19 protein-coding genes and 1 riboswitch are annotated in these 24,003 nt (G+C 37.6%); of the genes, 8 read left to right on the forward strand and 11 right to left on the reverse strand.

The window, feature by feature from the left end; genetic code table 11:
• Together NYQ66_RS18930 and serC are read right to left on the reverse strand one after the other, a co-directional pair.
• Window positions 1-276: hypothetical protein (locus tag NYQ66_RS18930; RefSeq protein ID WP_259871770.1), on the reverse strand; the 276-nt coding region annotated here is incomplete at its 3' end.
• Window positions 277-291: 15 nt separating this feature from the next.
• Entirely contained in the window at window positions 292-1,374 is a 1,083-nt protein-coding gene (gene serC, locus NYQ66_RS18935) for a 3-phosphoserine/phosphohydroxythreonine transaminase (protein WP_259871772.1), read from the reverse strand.
• A gap of 56 nt (window positions 1,375-1,430) precedes the next feature.
• Window positions 1,431-1,511: riboswitch (ZMP/ZTP riboswitch) on the reverse strand.
• A gap of 520 nt (window positions 1,512-2,031) precedes the next feature.
• On the opposite strand from serC, the gene NYQ66_RS18940 reads away from it, so the two are divergent.
• The 7 genes from NYQ66_RS18940 (at window position 2,032) to NYQ66_RS18970 (ending at window position 12,739) form a co-directional block, all read left to right on the forward strand.
• Window positions 2,032-2,541, forward strand: coding sequence for an OsmC family protein (locus tag NYQ66_RS18940; protein WP_259871774.1), 510 nt, complete (start codon window positions 2,032-2,034; stop codon window positions 2,539-2,541).
• Between the two features lie 176 nt (window positions 2,542-2,717).
• The gene (gene nirB / locus NYQ66_RS18945; protein WP_259871775.1) at window positions 2,718-5,072 is read left to right on the forward strand and encodes a nitrite reductase large subunit NirB; all 2,355 of its coding nucleotides are present in this window, start codon (window positions 2,718-2,720) and stop codon (window positions 5,070-5,072) included.
• A 29-nt stretch (window positions 5,073-5,101) separates the two neighbouring features.
• Window positions 5,102-7,240, forward strand: coding sequence for an assimilatory nitrate reductase catalytic subunit NasC (nasC, locus tag NYQ66_RS18950; protein WP_259871776.1), 2,139 nt, complete (start codon window positions 5,102-5,104; stop codon window positions 7,238-7,240).
• Window positions 7,241-7,342: 102 nt separating this feature from the next.
• Window positions 7,343-8,815: a NarK family nitrate/nitrite MFS transporter gene (locus NYQ66_RS18955; protein WP_259871779.1), complete on the forward strand. Its 1,473-nt coding sequence runs from the start codon at window positions 7,343-7,345 to the stop codon at window positions 8,813-8,815.
• 595 nt (window positions 8,816-9,410) lie between these two features.
• A complete protein-coding gene (locus NYQ66_RS18960; RefSeq protein WP_259871782.1) occupies window positions 9,411-10,643 on the forward strand; it encodes a saccharopine dehydrogenase family protein in 1,233 nt (410 codons plus the stop codon).
• Window position 10,644: 1 nt separating this feature from the next.
• Window positions 10,645-11,769 (forward strand): carboxynorspermidine decarboxylase, encoded by a 1,125-nt coding sequence (gene nspC, locus NYQ66_RS18965; RefSeq protein ID WP_259871784.1) that lies wholly within the window; start codon window positions 10,645-10,647, stop codon window positions 11,767-11,769.
• A 178-nt stretch (window positions 11,770-11,947) separates the two neighbouring features.
• A complete protein-coding gene (locus NYQ66_RS18970) occupies window positions 11,948-12,739 on the forward strand; it encodes a DUF6612 family protein (protein ID WP_259871786.1) in 792 nt (263 codons plus the stop codon).
• Window positions 12,740-12,928: 189 nt separating this feature from the next.
• Here NYQ66_RS18970 and NYQ66_RS18975 read toward each other — a convergent pair whose 3' ends face one another.
• The 5 genes from NYQ66_RS18975 to NYQ66_RS18995 all read right to left on the reverse strand — a co-directional run bounded on the left by NYQ66_RS18975 (window position 12,929) and on the right by NYQ66_RS18995 (window position 19,672).
• On the reverse strand, window positions 12,929-14,452 hold the full coding sequence (locus tag NYQ66_RS18975) for a malate:quinone oxidoreductase (protein ID WP_259871787.1): 1,524 nt from the start codon (window positions 14,450-14,452) through the stop codon (window positions 12,929-12,931).
• A 319-nt stretch (window positions 14,453-14,771) separates the two neighbouring features.
• Window positions 14,772-16,217, reverse strand: a complete 1,446-nt coding sequence (locus tag NYQ66_RS18980; protein WP_259871788.1) for a glycoside hydrolase family 32 protein — start codon at window positions 16,215-16,217, stop codon at window positions 14,772-14,774.
• A 1-nt stretch (window position 16,218) separates the two neighbouring features.
• Window positions 16,219-17,178 carry an aminoimidazole riboside kinase gene (locus NYQ66_RS18985; protein WP_259871791.1) on the reverse strand — a complete coding sequence of 320 codons (960 nt, stop codon included), beginning with the start codon at window positions 17,176-17,178 and terminating at the stop codon, window positions 16,219-16,221.
• A gap of 114 nt (window positions 17,179-17,292) precedes the next feature.
• Window positions 17,293-18,654, reverse strand: coding sequence for a sucrose-specific PTS transporter subunit IIBC (locus tag NYQ66_RS18990; RefSeq protein ID WP_259871793.1), 1,362 nt, complete (start codon window positions 18,652-18,654; stop codon window positions 17,293-17,295).
• Between the two features lie 196 nt (window positions 18,655-18,850).
• Complete coding sequence (locus tag NYQ66_RS18995) at window positions 18,851-19,672, reverse strand: PRD domain-containing protein (protein ID WP_259871795.1); 822 nt, start codon at window positions 19,670-19,672, stop codon at window positions 18,851-18,853.
• Between the two features lie 292 nt (window positions 19,673-19,964).
• On the opposite strand from NYQ66_RS18995, the gene NYQ66_RS19000 reads away from it, so the two are divergent.
• Complete coding sequence (locus NYQ66_RS19000; protein ID WP_259871847.1) at window positions 19,965-20,555, forward strand: DsbA family oxidoreductase; 591 nt, start codon at window positions 19,965-19,967, stop codon at window positions 20,553-20,555.
• A gap of 188 nt (window positions 20,556-20,743) precedes the next feature.
• On the opposite strand, the gene NYQ66_RS19005 is transcribed toward NYQ66_RS19000, so the two are convergent.
• The 4 genes from NYQ66_RS19005 to NYQ66_RS19020 all read right to left on the reverse strand — a co-directional run bounded on the left by NYQ66_RS19005 (window position 20,744) and on the right by NYQ66_RS19020 (window position 23,751).
• Complete coding sequence (locus NYQ66_RS19005) at window positions 20,744-20,917, reverse strand: hypothetical protein (protein WP_259871798.1); 174 nt, start codon at window positions 20,915-20,917, stop codon at window positions 20,744-20,746.
• Between the two features lie 304 nt (window positions 20,918-21,221).
• Window positions 21,222-21,689 carry a hypothetical protein gene (locus tag NYQ66_RS19010; protein ID WP_259871799.1) on the reverse strand — a complete coding sequence of 156 codons (468 nt, stop codon included), beginning with the start codon at window positions 21,687-21,689 and terminating at the stop codon, window positions 21,222-21,224.
• Between the two features lie 34 nt (window positions 21,690-21,723).
• Window positions 21,724-23,436 (reverse strand): sodium:solute symporter family protein, encoded by a 1,713-nt coding sequence (locus NYQ66_RS19015; RefSeq protein WP_259871800.1) that lies wholly within the window; start codon window positions 23,434-23,436, stop codon window positions 21,724-21,726.
• Window positions 23,437-23,463: 27 nt separating this feature from the next.
• Entirely contained in the window at window positions 23,464-23,751 is a 288-nt protein-coding gene (locus NYQ66_RS19020) for a DUF4212 domain-containing protein (protein ID WP_259871801.1), read from the reverse strand.
• Between the last annotated feature and the right edge of the window lie 252 nt (window positions 23,752-24,003).

Raw genomic sequence — 24,003 nt, forward strand, 5'->3', positions numbered from 1 at the left:
TTCCTGTCCGAATACCACTCTAATTCTGACTTGCAATCGGCTTCGGGCACTTTTCCTGTCCGAATACCACTCTAATTCTGACTTGCAATCGGCTTCGGGCACTCTTCCTGTCCGAATACCACTCTGAATCTTTGTAACAAAAGAATAAATGTCCGTTTCATTCCCATTGATGTTTGTCTTTCGAGCTTTAAGATGGTTAAATACAGCTTTTGTTATTCTGACGTATTCCTCCCCAAGTCTACCGCAATTAAAAAAGTAGTGATGATAATAAATCACCACTACTTTCTGATTTTATAGATAATCCGCTTCAAACTTCTTCATAAAGTCTACTAAATCTCTTACACCTTGGATTGGCATCGCATTATAGATACTTGCGCGCATACCACCAACAGAGCGGTGACCTTTTAATGTTTCAAACCCTGCTGCTTTGGCTTCTTTTATGAAAGTTGCATCCAAATCATGATTTGGAATTATAAATGGAATATTCATGATCGACCTGCTTGATTTTTCCACAGGGGAAGCAAACATATCAGACGCATCTAAATAGTTATATAGAATCGCAGCCTTTTCACGGTTCATAAGCTCCATTTCCTTTAATCCACCTAGATCTTTTAACCATTCAAACACTAGTTTAGCCATATAGATGCTGAAGGTTGGCGGGGTGTTATGCAAAGAACCTGAATCATTAAACGTTTTATAGTCCAACATAGTTGGGCAAGTTTCTGGTGCCAATCCAATTAAGTCTTCGCGTATAATAACGACTGTTAAACCAGCTGGACCTATGTTCTTTTGAGCCCCTGCATAGATAAGACCAAATTTAGAAACATCTACTTGCTCCGATAATATATTGGAAGACATATCTGCTACGAGTGGTACATCACCGGTATCAGGAATTTCGGAAAATGCAGTACCCTCAATTGTATTATTTGTTGTAATATGCACATAGTCAGCTTCCGGGTCAATCATACTGCGATCTACTTCAGGAATATAAGTAAAATTCTTGTCCTCTGAAGATGCGATTACGCGAGTATCTCCAAATTTTTGTGCTTCCTTGATCGCTTTCTTTGACCATGACCCCGTATGAATGAAATCCGCTTTTTTACTATTACCAAGTAAATTCATCGGTACCATTGCAAACTGTTGAGATGCTCCGCCTTGCATAAATAGGACCTTATAATTAGCAGGGATTTGCATTACATCTCGAAGCAGTTGCTCTGCTTCCGTTATGATATCGGTAAATAAAGCAGAACGGTGACTTAACTCCATCACAGACATTCCTGAGTCTGCATAACTCGTCATTTCATTTTGCGCCTTTTCAAGAACTGGTAATGGTAGCATAGATGGACCAGCTGAAAAATTGTACACACGATTCATATAGCAACATCCTATTCTATATAGATTAAAAGAAAAAGGATAGGAAGTTTTCCTAGCCTCTTTGCCCAGACGATCGGCTATTTTTTATATGTGCTCCCTTGTGGTCTTCCACTTTATCGTCAGTAACACATAATCTTTGTGAATATTTTATCATACAAATGGAGCTTTTCAATCATTATTTTCAAAAAATTAAGTCTATTATTTTACAGTTAAGACAGATTGTACCCCATTTATATCTACCTAATAAAAAGACGTACCTTTCAATAGAGAAATGTAATTGTTTATATGGCTTTTTGTGAATACAAGCGGCTGTGAGAGACCTTATTTTCCTGTTTCAGGATAATTTTGAACATGACCGGCTATACAGTACGTTATTTTAACCAATTGCCATCAAAATCAGTAGACTGTGGGCAAATAAGGGATCTGATAGCCGCTAAATTCATATAACCTATGGTTTCAGTTAAATAAGGGATTTCATAGCCGCCAAGAACAACCATAGATTAGCGGTAGCTATATTTACGCCCATAATCTGAACAAAAAAATTGCAATAAACCCCATTATTCAATTCATAATTTAGACATTACCCAGATAAATATGCTAGTATTAAGAAAATTAAAAATTCTATTTTTAATCAGACAGAAGGCGAGGAGAACAATAATGAAAAGTGAAGAATTACGTGCACTTCAAGCACCTTTAAAGGATAAGTATCGCGAGGAACCAAAGGAAGCGATTGTTACGTTAAAAGCACAAGGAACTGTCGGTGAAGGGGTATCATGTAGTGTTAACACTGGTAAAGCATTAGTAGAAGCAGGACTTCACCCAGCAACAGGTGGTACTGGGATGGCTGCTTGCTCAGGTGATATGCTACTTGAAGCGTTGGTTGCTTGTGCAGGGGTAACATTAAAAGCTGTTGCAACATCACTTGAAATTGAATTAAAAGGTGGAACCATTAGTGCAGAAGGAGACCTTGATTTCCGTGGTACATTAGGTGTATCGAAGGAAGCTCCAGTTGGTTTTTCTGATATCCGTTTAAATTTTGATTTAGATACAGATGCATCTGAAGAGCAGGTTGCAACATTACTGAAACTGACAGAACGCTACTGTGTTGTAAAACAAACCATTTCTAATCCAACAAATGTTGATGTTTTACATAGTGTTACAAATTAAAAATCTATAAAAAAGAAGGCTGCGTTCATCAAATTAGTGAACGTAGCCTTCTTTTTTTCGTCCCTTTTTTTCAGAAGAATCCGCGTCACATTATCTCACACAACTTATGACATTAAAGATGTATTCGTGATACCCTTTTTACAGTTAAGCTACCTTTGACTGGGGGTATGAATCAAATGCGCAGGCAAAAACTAGTACTAATTGGTAATGGAATGGCAGGGGGACGATGTATTGAAAATATAATTCAGGAAGATGATTCCCTCTATGACATTACCATTTTCGGAAAAGAACCTCATGTTAATTATAGTAGGATTATGCTTTCTGCAGTCTTACAGGGAGACACCAGCCTTGATGATATAACGATCAATGATTGGAGTTGGTATAAAGACAATAATATTGAGCTTTATACCGGTGAAACCATTACTGAGATAGATAAACAAAAAAAATTAGTCAGGTCTGACAAAGATAGAATCGTATATTACGATAAATTAATTCTTGCGACTGGATCAGAACCTGTGATATTACCTTTACCTGGTGTTACGAAAGAAGGGGTTATATCATTCCGAACAATACAAGACTGTAACGATATGATCGATGCTTCTAAATCACACACAAAAGCAATCGTGATTGGTGCCGGATTATTAGGATTAGAAGCCGCAAGAGGGCTGCTGAATCTTGGGATGGAAGTAGATGTTGTTCATCTTTCTGATCGTATTATGAATAAACAACTAGATGGAACTGCATCAAGGATGCTTCAAAAAGATTTAGAAAATCAAGGCATGAACTTTCTATTAGATAAAGCCTCTGAGGAAATTATTGGTGATACGAGAGCAGAAGGTATTCGCTTCTCTGATGGCACGGTAGCAAAAGGTGACCTTATTGTAATGGCCGTTGGAGTTAAGCCTAATATAGCTTTAGCAAAACATGCTGGCATTGATACAAATCGAGGAATCTTAGTTAATAACTACTTAGAAACTACCGAAAAGGATATCTATGCAGTGGGGGAATGTGCAGAACATAAAAATACGGTTTACGGATTAGTCAAACCATTGTATGAGCAAGGCGCAATCCTAGCTAAACACTTATGTCAGAAAAGCACGAAGGATTATCAAGGGTCTGTCCTCTCTACACATTTAAAAATAGCTGGGGTTGATGTTTTTTCTGTTGGTGATTTTACAACAACTGAAACGACGAAAACAATCCAAATACATGATGAAATAGCTTCTACTTATAAAAAAATCTTTTTTAAAGAAAACAAAGCAGTGGGCGCTGTATTATTTGGAAATACAAAAGATGCAGCAAGACTACTCGATCTCATCATAAAAAAGAAATTCATTCCAAACGATCAAAAAGCTAACCTACTCCAATCTTATGATCTATCTACCTCCTATGCCGCAGTCTTACCAAAAGAAGAGTACGTCTGTACATGTAACAACGTTCCAAAGGGAGTAATTGTAGACAATGTGCTCAAACATAAACTCCAAACTGTTCAAGAAGTAAAAGCCTGTACAAAGGCCTCGAGCTCTTGTGGTGGTTGTAAACCGGTTGTGAGTGAGTTACTTGCGTATATGCAAAGTGATCATTTTCAAGAAAAAATAATGGATAACTCGTTCTGTGCTTGTACGAAACTGTCTGAAGAGGAAGTTGTTACGAACATTCAAAGATACAAGTTAACAAGTGTACCAGAAATTATCGATCAACTTGGATGGACCACACAGAAAGGGTGTAAACACTGCGTCCCTGCTCTCCAATATTATGTTGGGATGATTTATCCCGAATATGACCAACAACAAAGATCTCTCTACTTAAACGAAAAAATGAATGCTATTGCATGTGAAAATGGGACGTATTCGGTTGTACCTCAATTATATGGGGGCATCATCGACACAGAACAACTGCAAAAAATCGTAAATACAGCGAATAAATACGGCATCTCACAACTTTCCATATCTAGTGATCAGAGAATTCATATACGTAACATTGATAAGGAAGACCTCTCTTCTTTTTGGCAAGATCTAAATATGCGTTTACATTCTGTAGCAGCAAATATGGTACAGCATGTTAAAACGACCAATAATGACCAAATTTGCTCCTGCGATAAACATCATGCTATTCAATTAGCCGAAGGTCTCGAAAAACGGACCGAGTTTCTAAATGTTCCCTATCGTTTTCGGATAGGTGTCTCCGCTTGTATGCACAATGGTGCAGGTTCTACTACAAAAGATATTGGTGCAATCAAAATAGATCGGGGATGGGAGATTTATGTTGGTGGCAGCAGTGGGCGTAATGCTCGTTCAGGCCAACTGCTAACAGTTGCTAAAACAGAAGAAGACGCAATCAAGATTATGATTGGATTTATTCAATACTATAGAGATTCTGCAAATTTCCAAGAACGAACATGGCAATGGATTAGCCGTGTTTCAATCGTTCATATACGCGAAGTTTTATTTAATGAAGACCTATTAAACTACCTAGTGGATCGACTTAAAACAGATTTAACACAAAGAAAACACCTAATCGTGAATAGGTAGAACATGGCTTTTGAAAGGAGGAAGACCTTTTGACCGAATTAATGCTAAAGTATTTCCGTGATAAACAAGGAGCTGTGCAAAAAGAAAAGGTTTATGACAGTCAGTGTCCTTTTTGTAGTATGCAATGCAAAATGCAATTGATCGAGCAGACGGTCGTTTCTAGAAAGATCCATAAAACAATTGGTAAAGACAATCCCACCTCAGAAGGTCGTTTATGTGTAAAGGGTATAAATGCGCACCAACATGCGCTGCACCGTGATCGAATTAAACAACCATTGATGAATATTGACAATGAATTTGTACCTATTTCTTGGGATACTGCACTCGAAGTTATTAAGGAAAAGTTTACGAAACTGCAAACAAAGCATGGCAATCATACGCTTTCTGTATATGGAAGTGCATCGATCACCAATGAAGAAGCGTACCTTTTAGGGAAATTTGCTCGTGTTGCTTTAAAAACAAAATACATTGATTACAATGGACGATTATGTATGGGGGCTGCAGCAACGGGAGCTAATCAAACATTCGGTCTGGACCGAGGTTTTACCAATATGATTCAGGAGATACCAAACACGCGCTGCATCATCCTAGCCGGGACTAATATCGCGGAATGCCAACCAACGATTATGCCTTATTTTGAAAAGGCAAAAGAAAATGGTGCTTATATTATTGCGATTGACCCAAGGGAAACAGCAACGACTAAGTTTGCTGATTTACACTTAAAAAACAAGCCAGGAACCGATGTTGCTCTGGCAAACGGCATTTTAAAAGTACTGATTGAGAACGAACTCATAGACAAAGCATTTCTGGATTCTCGAACGGAAGGATTTGATGCAGTTGAAGCACAGATCGCATCCATGGATCTTAATGAAATAGCTGATGTAACCGGCGTGACAGTCGATCAAATCAAGCAAACAGCCCTCGTATTTGGAAAAGAAGAATCCGGGATGATCTTCACAGCTCGAGGCATTGAACAACAAACGGACGGCACTGCGGCAGTTCGTAGCTTTTTAAACATACTTTTAGCCACTGGCAAAATCGGTAAACCAAACGCAGGATATGGTGCTGTCACTGGTCAAGGAAACGGACAAGGTGCTAGAGAACATGGACAAAAGGCGGACCAACTACCGGGGTACCGTTCGATTGAAAACCAAGAACACCGAAATTACATCGCATCTGTTTGGGGAGTTGATGAAGAAGAATTACCCCGGAGTGGTGTATCTGCCTATGAAATGTTTGAAAAAATTGATATAGGAGAGATCACAGGCATGTTTATTATGTGTTCCAATCCTATTGTTTCTAATCCTAATGCTAATTTTGTTAAGGAAGCAATAAAAAAACTCGATTTTTTAGTTGTTGCAGACCTATTCATGTCGGAAACTGCCCAATTGGCCGATCTTATTTTACCAGCAACTTCCTACTTAGAAGATGAGGGAACCATGACAAATGTGGAAGGAAGAGTGATGATTCGAGAGGCAAGCTATCCAATACAGGGAGAAGCAAGACATGATTGGCAAATCATTTGTGAAATAGCAAAGGTATTAGGGAAAGAGAAATATTTTCCTTTTCAGTCTGCCGAAGAAGTCTTTGAAGAAATACGTGTCGCGAGTCGTGGTGGAAGAGCAGATTATTACGGGATTACTTATGATCGTTTGAGAAAAGAACGTGGCGTACTTTGGCCATGTCCAAGTGCAGATGAGCCAAGTGTTCACCGATTATTTGAAAAATCTTTTGCTCACCCGGATGGTAAAGCGCAAATGGTCGCTTTCTCACATCAGTCTGAAGTTGCTAAGCCGACACCTAGTGAGAAATATCCGCTTCTTTTAACGACAGGGCGGGTAATGTCACACTATTTAACTGGTGAACAAACAAGAAAAAGCCCAGCCTTAGCAGCACGACACGTGGAAGCTTTTATCGAGATCCATCCTGAAACTGCCGAAGAATACGGGTTAAAAAAGGACACCTTAGTAAAAGTCGAATCCGAGTTTGGGTGGATTGTGGTACGGACCAAATGGACTGATACGATTCGTAAAGACACTGTATTTGTGCCTTTTCATTGGGTAGAGACACAAAATGTGAATCGACTTGTTGCAGGCGAGCTTGATCCTTTTTGCAAAATGCCAGGTTTTAAGGTGAGTGCAGTAGCCATTTCACCAGTAACGGAGTGATTGCTTTAAGTACAATAACGATATTCTTCCAAATGGAGGACTATCGACATTATAAAATATCAGAATATTAAAAAAATAGGTGTAACTGGGGGATTTTCTAACATGGAGAAAAATATGTACAAAGGAAATGTAAAAATTTTAGGGTTTACGACCCTAGCTTTTTTCCTCACATTTGTTGTTTGGTTTAACATGGCTCCTTTTATGACAACATTAAAGCGAACATTTGACTTATCTAATGATCAGGTAGCTATGTTAGCTGTTGCCAATGTTGCTTTAACGATTCCGGCAAGGGTATTAATTGGTATCCTTGTAGATCGTTTTGGACCAAGAAAAGTGTATGCAGGGTTACTCATTTTACTTAGTATTCCTTGTTTTACATTCGCTTTATCAAACTCATTTATGCAGCTTATGATCTCTAGAATGTTTCTTGCAATTATTGGCGCAGGTTTTGTTGTCGGTATTCGTTTAGTATCCGAATGGTTTCCTTCTAGGCAAGTGGGTCTTGCGGAAGGTATATATGGTGGTTGGGGGAATTTCGGTTCTGCAGCCGCAGCGATGACGCTTCCTACCTTAGCACTCATCTTCGGGGGTGACAATGCTTGGAGATATGCGATCGGATTAACTGGTTTAATTGTTTTAGTCTATGGATTTATCTTCATGCGCCTCGTGAAAGATACACCAGAAGGCGTTACGTATAAAAAACCAAAAAAGAGCGGTGCCTTAGAAATATGTAGTTATAGGGATTTAATTGGCTTAATCGTTATGACTCTGCCGGTGTATGGGATCCTTGCTTTTCTAACTTATAGACTTAGCCATCAACTAAATTTTATTAGTTCTGGTGTAGCTACGACCGTATACCTATTCTTAGGATTGCTTCTCATTTATAACGTATATAAAATATGGGATGTCAATAAAGATCGGTTAAAACAAGGTGTGCCTGAAAATGAAAAATATAATTTCAAACAAGTTGCTATTCTTCAATTTGCCTACTTTTGCACGTTTGGTTCCGAGTTAGCTGTTGTTTCTGTGTTACCTCAATTTTACGAGGAGACATTCACACTGGGTATCGCACAAGCAGGTTTAATAGCAGGTAGTTTCGCATTTATGAACCTTGTTTCTAGACCTGGTGGCGGTTGGTTAAGTGACAGATTTGGAAGAAAGAAAACACTAATCCTATTAATGGCCGGTTTAGCGATTGGTTATATTGCTATGTCGCTTATTGGTTCTACATGGCCAATTTGGTTGGCGATTATTATTACAATGAGTTGTTCTTTCTTCGTTCAAGCAGGAGAGGGAGCCGTTTACGCCATGGTGCCACTAGTAAATAAAAGTTCTACAGGACAAATTTCCGGTATGGTTGGTGCATTTGGAAACATCGGTGCAACCGTATTTTTAACGATATTTAGTTTTGTTAGTCCAACAATATTTTTTATTTGCATTAGTTGTGCGGCTGTTGTATGTTTTGTTTGCACATTCTTTTTGAAAGAACCAGAATCACCAAGTATACAAAAAGCAGCGACAGTTAAAAGAGTAGCACCATTAAAATCATCATCTGCAACACTTCAAAAGTTTTAAAATCCGCTGAAAATCCCGGCTATAGTAACGTGAAAAAAGAGTTAAAACTTTCGTCGTTTTTTTTCTTGCTTTTTCTACATTTAGTTGCTAATATAGAGATTGCATAAATTGGAAGGCTAAATATTCAAACATTAGGGTCTTTCCAAGCAGATAATTTTGACCACTTCTATTCAGGAGTTAAGGCAGCGGTTCGCCGGGTCAAACGCCGATTGGCAACTTTAGTTGCCTTATTGATTGAGTTAAAAGCTCAAATTTTATAAGTTGGTAACTTTATAACCAGTGCATATGCACACAACTTGTGAAACGATCAATAAGAGTGGTAAAAGTAATTATTTGCTATATATACTCTGATCCTAAAATGATATACGCCTGAATATTTAAGAGCGTCCTCCATAATATGTCTATTTATGGTTAACGTATATACAGATGACTGTTGTCATGGAATATATATTTATGCTTTTTTATATGAATGATTATATCAAGCAAGTGTTGTGCGCGAATATGCGTTTGGCACTTGCTTTTTTGTGTTAATAACAGTTTAAAGGGATTATTCTCTGTATTTCGGTAAATATAACAATGTAAGGAGAGATTCAAAATGGGAAAAGCTCTAATTATCGGTTGTGGTGGCGTTGGACAAGTTGCCATCCACAAATGTGTACAAAACAGTGAAGTATTTGAAGAGATTTGTATTGCTAGTCGTACAAAATCTAAATGTGATGAGTTAAAAGAAAAGCTAGATGGACGAGGAACCAAAATAACGACTGCACAAGTAGATGCAGACAACGTGGATGAACTAATAGCCTTAATTGAAGAGGTTAAGCCAGACATCGTGATGAATCTTGCATTACCTTACCAAGATTTAACGATTATGGATGCATGTCTTGCTACAAAAACACATTATTTAGATACAGCCAATTATGAACCTGAAGATACAGCAAAATTTGAATATAAATGGCAATGGGATTACCGTGAACGTTTTGAAAAAGCGGGTATTACAGCTATTTTAGGTAGCGGTTTTGATCCAGGTGTAACTGGTGTGTTTTCTGCTCATGCAATAAAACATCACTTTGATGAAATCGAATATATTGATATTTTAGATTGTAACGCAGGAGATCACGGCTATCCGTTTGCTACAAACTTTAACCCTGAAATCAATATTCGTGAAGTATCTGCAAAAGGTAGATATTGGGAGAATGGTGAATGGGTTGAGACCGAGCCAATGGAAATTAAACGCGTTTATGATTTTCCTGAAATCGGTGAAAAAGATATGTACTTGTTATACCATGAAGAGCTTGAATCGCTTGCAGTTAACATTCCTGGATTAAAGCGAATTCGTTTCTTCATGACATTCGGTGAAAGCTATCTTACACACTTAAAGTGTCTTGAAAATGTTGGAATGACTTCTATTGAACCTATTCAGTTTGAAGGAAAAGAAATCATTCCGCTTCAGTTCTTAAAAGCTGTCCTACCAGATCCAGCTTCCCTTGGACCACGTACAAAAGGGAAAACCAATATTGGTTGTATCTTTAGAGGGAAAAAAGACGGAAAAGACAAAACATATTACGTTTACAACGTTTGTGACCATGAAGCATGTTATAGAGAAGTAGGTTCTCAAGCAGTTTCTTACACGACTGGTGTACCGGCCATGATTGGTGCAATGATGGTATTAACAGGGAAATGGAACAAACCAGGCGTATATAATGTAGAGGAAATGGATCCAGATCCATTCATGGAAGCATTAAACAAGTGGGGTCTTCCATGGCAAGAGGACTTTAATCCTGTGCCAGTTGATAACACGACAGCAAGAGAAGCGGAGCATGTGCGTTAAGATGAAATTTGAAGAATTGCCAACGCCATGCTACGTAGTCGATGAAGGTCTTGTGGAAAAAAACTTAAAAATCCTTAATGGGGTTATGCAAAGAACTGGTGCTAAGATTGTCTTAGCCCAGAAAGCATTTTCGATGTATTCGATGTACCCGCTAATCGGGGAATATTTAAGTGGAACAACAGCGAGTGGTATTTTTGAAGCTCGATTAGGCCATGAAGAAATGGGCAAAGAAAATCATATCTTTGCCCCGGCCTATCGGGATGACGAAATCGATGAAATTATAGATATTTGCGATCATATTATTTTTAATTCTTTTTCCCAACTAGATAAATTTAAAGTTAAAGCCTTACAAGCAGGTAAAAAGGTCGGATTGCGTATTAATCCTGAGTGTTCCACACAGGAAGGACATGCCATCTATGATCCTTGTTCACCAGGTTCTAGATTTGGTGTAACAATAGAAAATTTCCAACCCGACGCGTTGGATGGTGTATCAGGACTACATTTCCATACACTATGCCAACAAAATGCGGATGACTTGGAAACTACATTAAATGCGATCGAAGCGAATTTTGGACCGTGGTTATCCCAAATGGAATGGATTAATTTTGGTGGCGGCCACCATATTACAAGAGAAGACTATGATATTTCTTTACTTGAAAAATGTATTAAGAGAATGCAAGACACTTATGGCTTAAAGGTTTACCTTGAACCTGGTGAAGCTGTAGCACTTAACGCAGGTTATCTTGTTAGCACCGTTCTTGATACATTAAAAAATAAAATGGATATCGCTATTCTTGATACATCAGCATCTTGTCATATGCCAGATGTCTTAGAAATGCCTTATCGTCCTCCGCTACTTGGATCAGGCGAAGTTGGTGAAAAGCCGTATATGTATCGCCTTGGCGGACAAACTTGTCTTGCTGGTGATAATATTGGAGATTATTCTTTTGACCAGCCTTTACAAAGTGGAGACAGATTAGTATTTGGTGATATGGCCATTTATACAATGGTTAAAAACACAACATTTAATGGGATGCCATTACCTGCAATCGCAATTCAAGATAAAAATGGTGATTGTAAAATTGTTCGTGAATTTGGTTATGAAGATTTTAAAATGAGATTATAATAATAAGACTCCTTATATAAGTAGTTCAGTCTTGGTGCACAAAAGCTCTTTTTGTGCCTTTGATTGAACTACTTTTTTTACGTTGTACGCCATTACCTTTTTTTACTAAATTCTGAAACTATCTTAGCAATACGTTCGTATTATTCAATAACAGTCATTTTAAGGGGGAAATCGTTAAATGAGAAAGTCACTACTATTACTAAGTACATTTATTATCATTACCGTATTAAGTGCCTGCTCAGAAAGTGAGCGTTCCAATGCAAAAGACATATTCCTAAATGCGATGGAATCCAGTCAAGAGATGCAAAGTTTTGAGTTACAAATGGAACTCGAACAATCCTTTGGCAACGAAGAACTTTCGAACACAGAAGGATTTGAAGCATTCAATATGTCCACGGATACAAAGATGCAAATGGAGCCATTAGCTTTTCATCAAACAATGGATACAATGGGAATGACCATAGAAATGTACTACACACCAGATGGCGTATTTTTACAGCAGTTTGAGGATCAGTGGTTGAAAGCATCACAAGAACAATTTAATGAATTAAATGAATTAATTGGCGTCTCTCAAAACATGACACCCGTGGACCAATTAGAAGAGCTAGAGGAATACGTGGAAGACTTCTCAATAGAAGAAAATGCTGATCATTATGTTCTCACAGTAGATGCAAAGGATATCGACATGGAGGAAATTTTGAAGAGTCAATTAGGAGAAAACATTCCAACAGATGAATTAACAGATGAAATGATGGAATCAGTTTCCGTTAATAACTTACACTATACCATTTCTATTGAAAAAGAAACATATTATCCTACTAGTTTAGTCATTGATATGAACGTTGTTATCGAAGAGGATGGTCAAGAAACAACGATCGTCCAAAAAGTCGATGCAACCTATAGCAATTATAACGAAGTAGATGAAATCATTGTTCCAGAAGAAGTTCAAAGTAATGCAGTAGAGATGTAAGTTGGTATAAAAGACGAACTTCTATAAACTGCGCAGTTTCACGAAGATAAGTTGGAATACAATTTAAGCGGCTATGAGAGACCTTATTTGCCAAAATTATACCGATTAGAACCTGAGCGGCTACTCAGTACGCTATTATTATATAGGGAATATAAAATGCTAAAAAGAAAGCATAATTGCCTTAGGCAATTATGCTTCTTTTGACTCTCTATTTGTGTTTATATCATTTTGATTCACTAACCCAAGTGTCTGAGCAGTTGAAGTATGAATTTCTTTAATTAACTTTGGATTGTCTACGAGTGACTTGCCGTAAGAAGGGATCATTTCTTTAATCTTTGGTTCCCATTCTTTCATCTGGTCCGGGAAGCATCGATTTAAGACTTCCAACATAACAGAAACAGCCGTGGATGCACCAGGTGAAGCTCCTAACAAGGCAGCAATAGATCCATCTTCTGAGGAAACTACTTCTGTTCCGAATTGGAGAGTTCCTTTACCGCCAGCATCTGTATCCTTTATTACTTGCACACGTTGTCCTGCTACGACTAAATCCCAATCTTCACTTTTGGCGTTCGGTATAAATTCTCGTAACTCTTCCATACGCTTTTCTTTTGATAACAATACTTGTTGGATCAAATATCGTGTTAATGGCATATTTTTGGCGCCTGCTGCTAACATAGTCAGAAGGTTGTAATGTTTTACAGAATTGATCAAATCAAAGATCGAACCATTCTTTAAAAACTTAGGTGTGAAACCCGCAAATGGGCCAAATAACAATGATTTTTTATTATCGATAAATCGTGTATCAAGGTGTGGTACTGACATAGGAGGAGCACCAACTTTGGCTTTCCCATACACTTTAGCATAATGCTGCTCCACAACTTCTGGATTTTTACACACCATAAAGAGTCCACTTACTGGGAATCCACCAATATTTCTACCCTCAGGTATTCCGGACTTTTGAAGCAGGTGTATGCTTCCACCTCCGCCACCTATAAAGACGAACTTTGCTTTATGACGTTCTAATTGACCACTCTCCAGATTTTTTACCTTTAACTCCCAAGAACCATCACTCGCGCGTTTAACATCATTCACGCTATGTTTGTAGTGTACATTGACACCTTTATCCTTTAACTGATCAAATAATTTTCTCGTTAAAGCACCAAAATTCACATCTGTTCCGGAGTCGATTTTCGTTGCTGCGATAGGTTCCTTTTCGTTCCGATCTTGCATAATTAACGGGATCCAATCCATCAATTTTTCTGGATCGTCCGAGTATTCCATTCCATTAAATAAAGGGTTACTTGATAGCGCTTCAAAACGTTTCTTTAAGAAAGAAACATTTTCTTCTCCTTGCACTAAACTCATATGAGGTAACGGCATGATGAAATCTTGTGGATTTTGTATTAAATCACTATTTACTAGATGCGACCAAAACTGCATGGAAACTTGAAACTGTTCATTCACTTTGATCGCTTTACTAATATCAATAGAGCCATCTGGTTTTTCGTTTGTATAGTTTAACTCGCAAAGCGCTGCATGCCCAGTTCCTGCATTATTCCATTCATTCGAGCTTTCCTCACCTGATTTATCAAGCTTTTCAAACACTTTAATATTCATTTCTGGTGCTAACTCTTTTAAGAGCGTTCCTAATGTCGCACTCATAACTCCCGCACCAATTAAGATAACGTCTGAACTAGTTTGTCTGTTGCTCATTTTTACCTTCCTTATACCCTAGGATTTTCAGAAAGGATGTAGGCTTTCCTTCATAGGCGCCACAGCAAGGCAGGGCGTGACCTAGTCACACATCTTTTCTGCGTCAAGTTAAATCTGTACATAGTGTATCACTATTTTTTAAAAAGTTAAAATATTTATAGTTACTATTATAATATAACATACCGTTATTTAACAGTTGCTGAGATGAAGGGGGAGACTTTCTAAAATTAGAAAAACCTTAACCCTATCATAATTAAGGGGTAAGGCTTTTGTTTTGCGCTGTAAAACAAGTATCTAATAAAAAATTAGATTTGAACATTTAACGATCTCTTTTTATTGTCCAACAGGTGACCTCCATCTGTATTTTCTTTTCACCAATTGATCTAATCCGAACATCTTTTCCTTTGTATGGAAAAAACCTTGCAGTAAATACTTCTTCACCTTTATTAACAAAAACTTCAATAGAAGATGTATCTAAAAATATTTGTAAATGACTTAAGTGATCTAGTATACATTGCCGTCTCTCTACTAAACCATCAACATAACTTTTACGTTCCAATGTAAATAGTTTTTGATTAGAGTTAAAGATGATCCGTACATTATCTCTAATATTTATTTCTAATAAGCTTGTTCCTTCACTATTTATTTTAGCCTCAATCTCACTAGCACTGTTTTCAAGCTCGAATGAAAATTGTTCATTAACATCTAGTTCCAAATCGGAATGATTAACCATCTTTGACCTTAATGTTTCTAACTCTTTTACCGGCGTTTGATAAAGCTTGTCTTCCTTCCATGTCAGTTGCCTTGGAAGGGTCATCGAATGAACCCATTTATGATCAATGGTAGGTTGCTTGTCTTCATCTTGGTCTGGAACCCCCATCCAACCGATAAGAATACGACGTGATTGTTCATCTAACATAGTCTGTGGGGCATAAAATTCAAAACCTCGATCCAATTCACAAAAGCCTTTTTGTACTTGTAGCTTGTTTTGTTCATTCATATCTCCAATAACATACCCTGATTGGTACACATTTTGATAATTGAAACCACTTGCCTTCAGACCTTGTGGAGAAAATAACAGTATGCCTTTACCGTTTAATTCAAAGTAATCCGGGCACTCCCACATATAACCAAGACTTAGGTCTTTATCCATAATCGAACCAAGAAACTCCCAATTTTCTAAATCATGAGATTGGTATAAGACAGCATCGCCTTCTAAATTTTCCTTTTGTGCCCCGATCACCATATACCAAAGTTCATCTTTACCTTGCCAAACCTTTGGATCTCGAAAATGTGGGGTGTACCCATTCGGTAATGTGATAACAGGTCCCTTTTTTTCAAAATGAACACCATCTTTTGATATGGCAACACATTGGTAGGATTCACGTGTTCCATCTTCTCTTTTTACATTTCCAGTATAAAATAAGTACATCTGATCTTGATGAATAATAGCACTTCCTGAATAACAACCATCTTTATCAAACCAATCAGAAGGTGCTAAAGCTATCGGCTCTTCTTGCCAATGAACTAGATCTTTTGAGGTGTAATGTCCCCAGAACTTTGGACCGTGCCCCGTTTTAAATGGCATCCATTGATAAAATAAGTGATAAGTACCTTTCCATTGGATAAACCCGTTCGGATCATTTAATAATCCAACAGGCGGCATGACATGATAATGAAGACGATAGGGATCACTTTCCACCTCATCCTTATATTTTAATATCTCTTTTAAAGCATCCGATTTTAACTGTTGGTCACGCTCCATGCTAAACATCACCCAACTTCTTTACATATTCCTCTATTTGTTTCAGGTCAGGAAGTGCTGTCATTGCACCTTTTGTAGATGCAGCTAATGCACCCGACACACTTGCATACTTTCCAATCTCTATTGCTTGTTCCACTGTAATGCCTGCTATGTTTCCATCGTATTCATTTAGTTTGTATAAGATAACAGAAACAAAGGCATCACCTGCTCCAGTTGTATCAACAGTATCAACTGTCATCGCTGGAATGTTGATTGGTTTTCCATTTATGACAACGACACTACCTTTTGCACCGAGTGTAATAAACAACAGTGGAATCTGATAAGCTTTTATTTTCTCAATACCATTTTTGATAGCATCTTCCCCTGTTATAAATGTTAATTCTTCATCCGATAGTTTTACCACATCAGCTTTATTTAACATCGATATGATCGTTTTTTTTGCTTCATCTAAACTTCTCCATAACCCTGGACGGAGATTAGGGTCGTAAGATACAATCATTCCTGCATCTTTAGCTAGCTTAACCGCTTTTTGTGTTGCTTCTTTTGCTGGTTGATCGATCATTGAAATCGACCCAAAGTGGAGAATACGATTCGCAGCAAATAATTGTGGATTAATCTCTCCTGTTTCTAAAAATCGGTCAGCACTAGGATCTATATAAAAATCGAAGCTACGATCTCCATCTTTATCCAATGTGACAAAAACTACACCAGTGCGATGTTTTTTTGTTAATAGCATATGGTCAGTACCCACGCCATAGTTTGTTAATGTGTCTTTCAGGAATCTACCTAATACATCCTCACCAACTTTGCCCAAAAAAGTTGATGGAGCCCCTAAGCGTGCAACACCAACCGCGACATTAGCTGGTGCTCCACCTGGACTTTTCTGATAGGTTATATTTTCATTATCTAATGGAATAAAATCTATTAATGCTTCCCCTAAACAAATAACACCCTTTTTCATACTCCAATTCCCAACTTTCTATTTTAAAATAGTAGAATTAATGTCCACAGCGTCCCAGAAAAACTTAAGTAAAGAACAAAAAGTCAGACTTGTCATCTGACTTTTTCCATTGATCTATTCTTCTTTCCAACCTAATAACAGTGTTGCTAAAAATGCTGATGCCGTAGCAATAACAAAGCCAATTAAATAGTTCAACGGATCTTGCGCAATGGCAAACATCGGAATACCCGTTAACCCTAAACCGTTAGAAGTTACCTGTGTAAATGCTACATAGAAACCACCCATTGCCCCACCGATAGCAGCTCCAATAAATGGACGTCTATATTTTAGATTAACCCCAAAGATGACAGGTTCTGTGATTCCAAGAAAAGAAGAAAAAGCAGCTGGAAGAGCAATCTCTTTTGTCTTTTTATTTTTTGTTCTAAAGAATACAGCAAGCCCAGCTCCACCTTGAGCCACATTAGCCATCGCCCATATTGGTAATAAGTAGTTCCCTGCCATTTTCGTTAAAATTTCCGCCTCAATGGCATGGAAACTATGATGAACACCTGTTAAAACGATAGTAGAATATAAGCCACCAAAAATTAATCCTGCAATACCATGTGTAGTGCTATAGATCGCATCCAAAGCTGTGATAATTCCATCCCCTAACAACCTACCAAGTGGTCCGATTGCAGTAAATGTAATAAAGCCAGTAAGAATGACTGTAACAAAAGGGGTAATTAAGAGATCAATCGCATTTGGTACGATTTTTCTAACATTCTTTTCTACTAAACTCATGATATAGACCGCTAATAATACAGGAATAACGGTACCTTGGTACCCAAGTAGCGCTATATCTAATCCAAATAGATCCATATACTCTGGCGTTGCATCGGTAAGTCCCCAAGGATTTAATAAACCTGGGTGAATCATAATTCCACCAATAACAGCGCCTAAATAAGGCGTTGCACCAAATTCCTTCGCAGCACTAAACCCTATTAAAATTGGTAGGATGATAAAAGCAGCCGATGAAAACATATCCAATGTCATATAGAGACCGCTTGAAGGATCAACCCATTCATATGTTTTCATTAAACCTAGTAAGCCCATTAACATACCACTAGCTACAATAGCAGGGATAATTGGAACGAATATATTTGATAACATCCTTGCAAAGCGTGCAAATGGATTCATTTTCCTCTTTGCTGCTTCCTTGTGCGCGTCACTGGACTGTGAAGTTGTATTGAATCCCAGTTGTTTTGCGAATGGTTCATATACTTTGTTCACTGCCCCAGTACCAAAAATAATTTGGAATTGTCCTGAACTTGAGAAAGCACCTTTTACTCCATCGAGTTCTTCAATAGCATTTTTATCTACTTTTGCTTCATCATCAATAACAAGACGAAGACGTGTCGCGCAATGTGTTCCACTAATAATATTATCTTCTCCCCCTAATAAAGGGATTAACTGTTTGGCAATTTCTTGATAATTCACTGCTATTCCTCCCTTGATTGTTCTTGAAAACAACAAAAAAAGACCTAAAAAGTGTATGGAACGCACGTAGACACACGTATCCCACTACACAATTTAGGTCTTGCCTGTTCTAAACAGTAACAATCCTACCGTATTTACTTCAACATTATTTTATTTTGAACCCTAGCAAAAGTCAATAAAAATATCTTAATGAAGTTCACGTTAACATCCTTTGAATATGCAAGGCAATATAACCTATTTCAGATGACGGAATTTCAAGTTGGTATTCCTTTTTCATAAAATTACTTAATTCTTCTGCACAAATATAATCTCTTTCATTTTTTCTTTTAATCAACTCCAACATTTCCGGATCCATATTTTGAAATGGTTTATCTTGAAGTATTCGGCTATAAGCAAAACGTAAATGTGTAACTAGCCGTTGATGAGAAATGCTTTCTGGGTCAATGTCCACCCCTAACCACTCTTCTATAAAATCAACTAATTCATTTATGATGGTTGCTTCTTTTACAGTCTGCTCCATTGACTGTGAATTTAATTTCGCTGTATGGATATGTAGCGCGATATGTCCTGCCTCATCTTCCGGTATTTCTATATTCAATCGTTTCTCCATTTCTTGTCTTGCCCATATACCAATTTCATATTCTTTTCTATATAAGACCTTTATTTCCGCTAGCAACTTATTTTTCAATAAATACCCCTGCTTTAATCGCTCAATCGCAAAAGCAATATGATCTGTTAAAGAAATATGTATATGATTGCTTAATGGTACCTTCAATTCACCTTCGGCATAACTAATTATATCTTCTGCTAGGAAAATTATTTCCTCTGGAACAATTTTTAGTAACTGCTGGAACTTTTCATTTCCTTCTTCCATTACAAAAATCTTCTCTATTTTTGATTTTATAACGATATCCTTTGGCTTCTTATTAAAAGCAATTCCAGATCCCATTACGATCTTCTCTTGCTCACCTTCTTTAATAACTACCGCATTATTATTTAAAATCCGGTGAATTCTCAAACCTTTATCACCTCTGACACACCAAGTGCAATTTTCTAGGAGTATTATAACATCATGGCGAACATATTACATTCTATCGTTTCCTTATATGGTTACTTTTATTAACCTCATTCCCTTGAAAACTCGTTTGGTACAGATTAATCATTTTTCTTTTCTGGAATAGAGTAGAGAGTTATGAGCAGATTTTATTAAAAATTTTCGATTTCGTTATACTATAGAAGAAATGGAAGAATTGGAGGTATTACTGATGCATATCGAAATGTGGACAGACTTTGCTTGACCATTTTGCTATATTGGCAAAAGGCGTCTGGAGGACGCTATTCAGAAAATAGATCATCCCATTGAAGTAACCTATAGAAGTTTTGAATTAGACCCTACGTTAGAACGTGATGTAAAAGGGAATATGTATGAAAAGTTAGCTCAAAAGTATGGTATGAGTATTGAGCAAGCAAAAGCAAATACAGCAAACATGGTCCAAATGGCTAAAGAAGTTGGATTAGATTATCAAATGGACACGTTAATATTAACGAATACATTTGATGCACACCGTGTAGTCATGCTAGCCAAAGAGCATGGTCTCATGAAAGAAATGACCGAAAGAATCTTATATGCTTATTTTACTGAATCCAAGCATATTGGTGATCATGATACATTAACCGATTTAGCTGTAGATGTTGGCTTAAACCGAGAAGATGTTAGGAACATGCTTGCTAGTGACGACCTATCAAGAGAAGTGCGTGCTGATGAACAACAAGCTAGAGAATATGGAATCAATGGTGTTCCTTTCTTCTTAATTAACAAAAAATACGCGCTAAATGGTGCGCAACCGACGGAGACATTCGTACGAGCACTTCAAAAGGTTATAGCCGAAGAACAATTATAATTCTAGTAGATGTACATCAGATTATGTAGATGAAAAAATTAAACAGCAAGATAATTAGTAAAGAAGAACGTTGGATAAATTCCCCCGACGTTCTTCCTTTCGTTTATTGTATGAAACTATGGAGTGCTAATAAAAACTATATCTCCATTTTAGTTCCATTTTATTTCCCCCTTACCTTCTAACAAATCTTACAACTCCATAAATGCTGTAAGCAATAAGAACAATGAAGTTGACCACAAAACGAACAATAACGCCGCTAAATGTTTTACAAGTCCATATTGGTGATGGGTATCATCACTCTTCAATGCCTTAATCAATTGCAACACAAATAAGTAACCAAAAATAAAAAATAATAAGATCAAGAATAAAACCACTTCTATATACGCCCCTTTATAGTGCATTTTAAATGAGGGAATACCCTTTATTCGATCCCAGTTGCTTATAAATAAAGAAGTATCCCCATTTTTTACAGAGTTCAAGATGAATTCTACACCAATAATATTTTAACATAACCTTCCAATTGCGTTGTGGATCGCCACAGCAGTTGGAAATCCTTTCATGTACAAACCTAATTAAACCACTAAAAATAAGCAGTCAAATGCTAATTGGACTGCTAAAAAATTTAATGAATTTATCCGTAAAGAAGGGACAGTATAACACTGTCCCTTAGCTCTTGACCTGCAACCTACTTTTTTTAATAATGCTACCCTTTTTCGCTGTTGTTTCCCGCATAAAATGACCTGAACCAAGCCAAGCTGCAAGCGCAAAGATTAAGTAAATTGCTTGTGTTGCCTGCGCCCCTTGTAAGAGTAGTTGGAATCCCATACCAAAACCCAGTGCAGGAACAGCAACCATGAAAGTTCGAAAAATCCGTTCAAAGCCTTTTTGAGAAGGTAGGGGCCAAACACGTGAAAATACAATTCCAAGTACAACACCCCAAACGGTTACTACAAACAACTGTACGAGAACGAGTGGTGTTGGAAATGGCCAGTCTAATAGATATGACCCGATCAGATAGAACAGTTCCAAAAACAAAGTGATGCCAATGACTTTTCGAAAGGTTTGCAGCCCCATCCAAGGATGAAACCAAACAAGTATGGTAAGTGAAATTGCAATGATATTTATTAAATTCAACGTTTTTGCCTCCTTCTCGGGAACGGGTATTTACTTATTCACTCTCTTTCGTTGCGGCAGCTTCAAAATGGCTATTATCCATTTCTGGTGCTCTTACATTTTCAATTAACTGCTGAATTTCAATTGGAGGTTCTGGTGTGTTTCGTGAAACAATGAAACTTACGATGAAGTTTATGACCATACCAACAACACCAACACCTTGTGCGTTAATTCCAAAGAAGCTATCAATAATTGCTTCTTCTGTTCCAAAAATGGTTCTGGAAAGAATGAGACTAATCGTCACAAGTGTAAATATTAAGCCCGAAAGAATACCAGCGATTGCTCCTTCTTTATTCATCCGCTTATCAAATATACCGAGTAAGATAACCGGGAAGAGACTCGCAGCACCTAATCCAAATGCCAAAGCAACCACTTCCCCAGCAAACCCTGGAGGATTTATACCAACGTAGGCAGCTATTAAGAGTGCTACAAGTAAGGATAATCGACCTACTCTTAACCTTTGTTGTTCAGAAGCCTCTTTATTAAATATTCGATAATATATATCATGCGATACCGCACTTGACATCGTGATCAATAAACCAGAGGCTGTCGACAGAGCTGCTGCCAAACCACCCGTTGCAACAAGTGCGATAATAAACGGAGCTAAGTTTGCGACTTCTGGTGTGGAGAGTACCATGATATCTTTATCAATGACTACTTCATTATCTGGTGAACCTTCTGCGAAGTTAACAATTCCATCCCCATTGAGATCATCAAATTGTAATAATCCTGTTGTTTCCCACTTACTAACCCATTCAATATCCTGCACTTCTTCTAACGGTTGATCTGCAATCGTATTGATCAGATTATACTTTGCAAATGCACCAACTGCAGGAGCAGTTAAGTATAAGAGTGCAATAAATATAATGGCCCATACCGCTGACCAACGAGCAGCACGAACATTTTTAACTGTATAGAATCGTACAATAACATGCGGTAAACCAGCTGTTCCGGCCATTAGTGCTAAAGCAATCATGAATACATTTAGAAGAGATAAATTCGTAAATGGTGCCATGTATTCTGTCATGCCTAAATCTACTTGAATGGTACTCAATCGTTCTACAATATCGCTACTAGTTAGCGCCAGTTGTGGAATTGGGTTTCCCGTCAACTGGAGTGATATTGCAATAGCTGGAATTAGAAAAGCGATGATAATAACGAAGTATTGTGTCGCTTGTGTCCAAGTGATCCCTTTCATCCCTCCAAGAAGGGCAAAGAAACCCACAATTGCCATACCAATTAATACACCAACAATAATATCCACTTGTAAGTAACGACTAAAGACAATTCCTACCCCTCGCATTTGTCCAGATATATAGGTGATAGAAATGAAGATTGTTGCGATGGCTGCAACTGTCCGCGCAGAATTAGAATAAAAGCGATCCCCTATAAAATCCGGTACGGTGAACTTTCCGAACTTTCGTAAATAAGGGGCTAATAATAAGGCTAGTAAAACATAACCACCTGTCCAACCCATCAAGTAAATGGTTCCATCATAACCCAAGAAAGCAACAAGCCCTGCCATGGAAATAAAGGATGCAGCAGACATCCAATCGGCTGCAATTGCAGCACCGTTCGCAACGGTTGGAACGTTCTGACCTGCCACATAGAAGCTGGATGTATCCTTTACTCTCGACCACCAGCCAATCCCCGTATAGAGGGCGAATGTAAATAGTACCATGATTATCGTAATTACTTCTACACTCAATGCCATACCTCCTTACTCAACAAAGTATTAGTTTTCATGCTTTTTTTCAAAATACTCCCGATCCAGTTTATCCATTCTGATGGCATAACTTAAAATTAATAGGATAAAAACTAGTATGGCACCTTGGTGACCAATCCAAAATGATAAAGTTACCCCGAAAAATGGTACTTCATTTAGAGGAGCGGCAAAAAGTACACCTCCACCTAAACCAACAAGAAACCAAATAACTAATAAACCACTAATGAACTTTATGTTTTTCTTCCAATACCAATTCTGTTTTTCATTGAGTGTCTGTACTCTTTCTGGTTCTCCCATTGCCTAACCCTCCTTTTGTGCGTTACTTCCGACCACGTTTACAGCACTACCTTACAATTTGGGATGATGCTCTGCTTCATTCACCTCCGTTAGAAAACGCTTACAGTTTTCGATTTACAAAAATTTATATTTGCAATCGACTTTTCTGTAGCTTGTTGTCTATTATATTAAACAAACGCTGTGTAATTTTTATATTATTCTGAAATGTATAATTTTTGGTTTGAAATGTTTAATAACTAGAACGAGTTGTAC

The organism is Aquibacillus koreensis (assembly GCF_025154055.1).
GTDB classification, from domain to species: domain Bacteria; phylum Bacillota; class Bacilli; order Bacillales; family Amphibacillaceae; genus Aquibacillus_C; species Aquibacillus_C koreensis.